4 protein-coding genes and 1 pseudogene are annotated in these 3309 nt (G+C 42.7%); all 5 read right to left on the bottom strand.

What is annotated here, in order from left to right:
- Nucleotides 1-943: amidase (locus tag SPADD19_RS00900; protein ID WP_128861553.1), on the bottom strand; the 943-nt coding region annotated here is incomplete at its 3' end.
- Nucleotides 943-1245, bottom strand: a complete 303-nt coding sequence (gene gatC, locus SPADD19_RS00895; protein ID WP_061454963.1) for an Asp-tRNA(Asn)/Glu-tRNA(Gln) amidotransferase subunit GatC — start codon at nucleotides 1243-1245, stop codon at nucleotides 943-945. The genes gatC and SPADD19_RS00900, both read right to left, overlap by 1 nt.
- Before the next feature lie 132 nt (nucleotides 1246-1377).
- A complete protein-coding gene (locus SPADD19_RS00890) occupies nucleotides 1378-1950 on the bottom strand; it encodes a cysteine hydrolase family protein (protein WP_003018298.1) in 573 nt (190 codons plus the stop codon).
- Nucleotides 1950-2738: a GTP-sensing pleiotropic transcriptional regulator CodY gene (gene codY, locus SPADD19_RS00885; RefSeq protein ID WP_003018323.1), complete on the bottom strand. Its 789-nt coding sequence runs from the start codon at nucleotides 2736-2738 to the stop codon at nucleotides 1950-1952. The genes SPADD19_RS00890 and codY overlap by 1 nt, the downstream gene beginning before the upstream one ends.
- Nucleotides 2739-2926: 188 nt before the next feature.
- Nucleotides 2927-3309: pseudogene (locus SPADD19_RS00880) on the bottom strand (aminotransferase); the annotation flags it as partial.

Raw genomic sequence — 3309 nt, 5'->3', positions numbered from 1 at the left:
CTTCAGATGAAGCGATGATGTAGTAAACGGCAACCCCATATTTAGAGTGTGGAAGGCTAACTTCTTCGACAGTTGCTCCCAATTTTTCAAAGTGTTTGGCCGCATTAAGGATGGTTTCTTTGACCTCTGGGTCAATCCCTTCGCCAAGGTATTCCTTCGGAAGGGCAATCTTCATACCTTTGATGTCTTGACCAATCTTAGAAGTAAGATCGGCTACGCGCACTGGCGCTGAAGTTGAATCTTTAGCATCTTCACTGGCAATAACATTGAGCAAGAGGGCATTTTCCTTAACCGTTGGTGCAAATGGTCCAATTTGGTCGAGTGAGCTACCAAAGGCAATGAGACCAAAACGAGAAACCGTTCCATAAGTTGGTTTGAGACCAACAATCCCATTAAAAGCAGCCGGTTGACGGATAGAACCACCTGTATCTGAACCAAGGGACAAACGGACTTGCCCTGAAGCGACAGAAGCTGCTGAACCACTAGAAGATCCACCAGGCACCTTACTGTGGTCCCAAGCATTCTTAGTTGGTCCATAGTAAGAAGTTTCTCCAGATCCACCCATGGCAAATTCATCCATGTTGGTCTTCCCGATGACAATCATATCTTTGGCTTTGGCATTGGCAACAGCTGTCGCATCAAAGATTGGCTCGTAGTTATAGAGCATTTTTGAAGCCGCTGTTGTCAAGATACCATCTGTTGAGATATTGTCTTTGACAGCGAGTGGAATCCCTGACAGGAGGTTATCTGCATCGATTCCTTTTGCATCAATGGCCTTGGCTTGCGCAAGAGCCGCTTCTTCTGCCACTGTCACAAAGGCATTGACTGCTTCTTCACGTCCCTTGATATCGTCAAGTGTCGCTTGTGTCAATTCGGTTGCTGAGATTTCCTTAGAGACAAGGAGGTCGTGCAACTCTTCAATGGTTTTATGGTTGAATGACATTAGGCATCTCCTCCATCTTCTAGGATAGCTGGTACCTTGATGTAGTAATTGTCTTTTTCAGGTACATTTTTAAACAAGCGGTCACGGTCCGTCCCGTTCTCAGCAACATCCGGACGCAATACGGTCTTGCGGTCAGCCATGGTCGTTGTTGGGGCCACACCTGTTGTGTCCACTTCTTCCAACAATTCTACCATGTCGACTATCTTCGACAAGGTTGTCGCAAACTCAGCAGTCTCTTCTGGGGAGAATTTCAATTTTGAAAGATTGGCAACGTGGGTTACCTCTTCTTGCGTAATTTTCATCTTGCTTCCTTTCGTGAAATGATAATTTCCAATACCTTCTATTTTATCATAATTTTAGCTTTTCATGTTGCATTAAAATAAGAAAAAGAGATGAGACTAATTGAGAACTACACTCAACTAATTTCATACTCTTTATTTATTTTCACTTAAAGTTTTATCTACCAAGCTTGCCCCTAAGACATGCTTGAAATGATTCAAGGCAAACTGGTGATTTTCAGGAGTAAGCGATGCCACTGCAGGTTCCACGACTTCGATCTGATAGCCGAGGTTGTAGGCATCAACCGCTGTATGGAGGACACAGATATCAGTCAAGACACCTGTCAAAATAACGGTATCTACATGACGTTCTCGAAGGCGGATATCTAGGTCCGTTCCTGAAAAAGCAGAATAATGACGTTTGTCCATCCAAAAGACGCGTGGATCCGCTTTGTGCTCCCGATAAAAATCTGCCAAAGGGCCGTACAAATCACGTCCGCTGGTCCCAATGATATTATGAGGTGGGAAGAGCTTGCTTTCAGGATGAAAAGGATCCTCTACATCATGCGCATCAATGGCAAAAAAGATATAGGCTCCTTGGTCAAAGGCCAATTGGGTCACCTGAGCAATGGTCTCGGAAATGGCTTGTGCAGGAGCACCTGCCGTAAGCTTACCATCATCTGCTACGAAATCGACAGTGTAGTCAATTGAAATCAAGGCTTTGGTCATTAGTAATCTCTTTTCTTAATTTCTTCAAAGATATCTGGAATCAACACTTTGAGATAGGTTCCCTTCATTCCAAGAGAACGGCTTTCAATAATGCCGGCTGACTCCAATTTCCGAAGTGCATTGACAATCACAGAGCGGGTAATCCCAATACGATCCGCGATGATAGAAGCGGTCAACTGCCCCTCGTTTCCTTTCAATTCACTAAGGATAGCAGATACGGCCCGCAATTCAGAGTAAGATAAGGTATTGACGGCCATATTCACTGCTGTCCGGCGACGAATATTCTTCTCATCTTCCTCGCGTTGGTAGTTCAACATTTGAATTCCTACCACGGTACTAGCAATCTCAACCAAGATCAAATCATCGTCGTCAAACTCTTTATCATTCCGCCAAATGATCAAAGACCCCAAACGAATCCCAGAAACATGAATGGGCGCAATTGTCGTCAAGCCATCAGGAAATTCAGACTTGGTCTCTACTGGAAAGACTGTCAAATCATGCTCGATGGGAAGGTTAGCTTCTGTATCGTAGACCAAACTAGCTGCCTTGGCATAATCTTCTGGTAATTTTTTATTTTGAAAGAAAGCTTCTACTCGGTCATTGTTAGTCTTGTAACGCATGAAATAACCAAGAAGGGTTCCCTTGCTATTAATAATACAAGCATTACAATTGATAATATCCGCCAATTGTTGGGCAATATCATTGTAAGGCATCTCGACTTGCAACTGCTCATCAGTCCGTTTCAAGATGGATGTAATTTTACGTGTTTTTTCTAATAAGTTTGCCATAATAAACCTCGCATATAGTCAGCTAAAGTATATCATATAAGTGTAGGAATTTCAATCAAATTATCTGAAAATTATTTATTTTTCCTACAATTATGCGCAATTCAGAAAAATGTCGATTCGATGGCATGGAATTTATAGAATGAATCAAAAAAAGATTGAAGACCTTCATCTTCAATCCTTCATGATAATTAGCGTTTGTATTGTTTCAAGAAACGAGTCATTTTTTCTTGAATTTGAGCCAATTCATCCACACGTGGAAGGTAAACGATCCGGAAGTGATCTGGGTCCTTCCAGTTAAAGCCACGGCCATGAACCAAGAGAATTTTTTCTTGCTTCAAGAACTCTAAAACAAATTGTTCATCATCATCCACGCGGTACATGTCCCGATCAATCTTAGGGAAGATATAGAGACCAGCCTTTGGCTTAACAGCTGAGAGGCCTGGAATATCATTGATAGCTTTGTAGATGAAGTTGCGTTGTTCGTAGATTCGACCACCTGGAAGCAAGAGTTCATCCACGGATTGGTAACCTCCAAGAGAGGTTTGCACAACTTGTTGAGCCAAGACATTCG

It is taken from the genome of Streptococcus parasanguinis (assembly GCF_001578955.1).
GTDB lineage: Bacteria > Bacillota > Bacilli > Lactobacillales > Streptococcaceae > Streptococcus > Streptococcus parasanguinis_U.
Note: the sequence above shows the minus strand (reverse complement) of the source record. Positions and strands in the feature narration are given on the sequence as shown.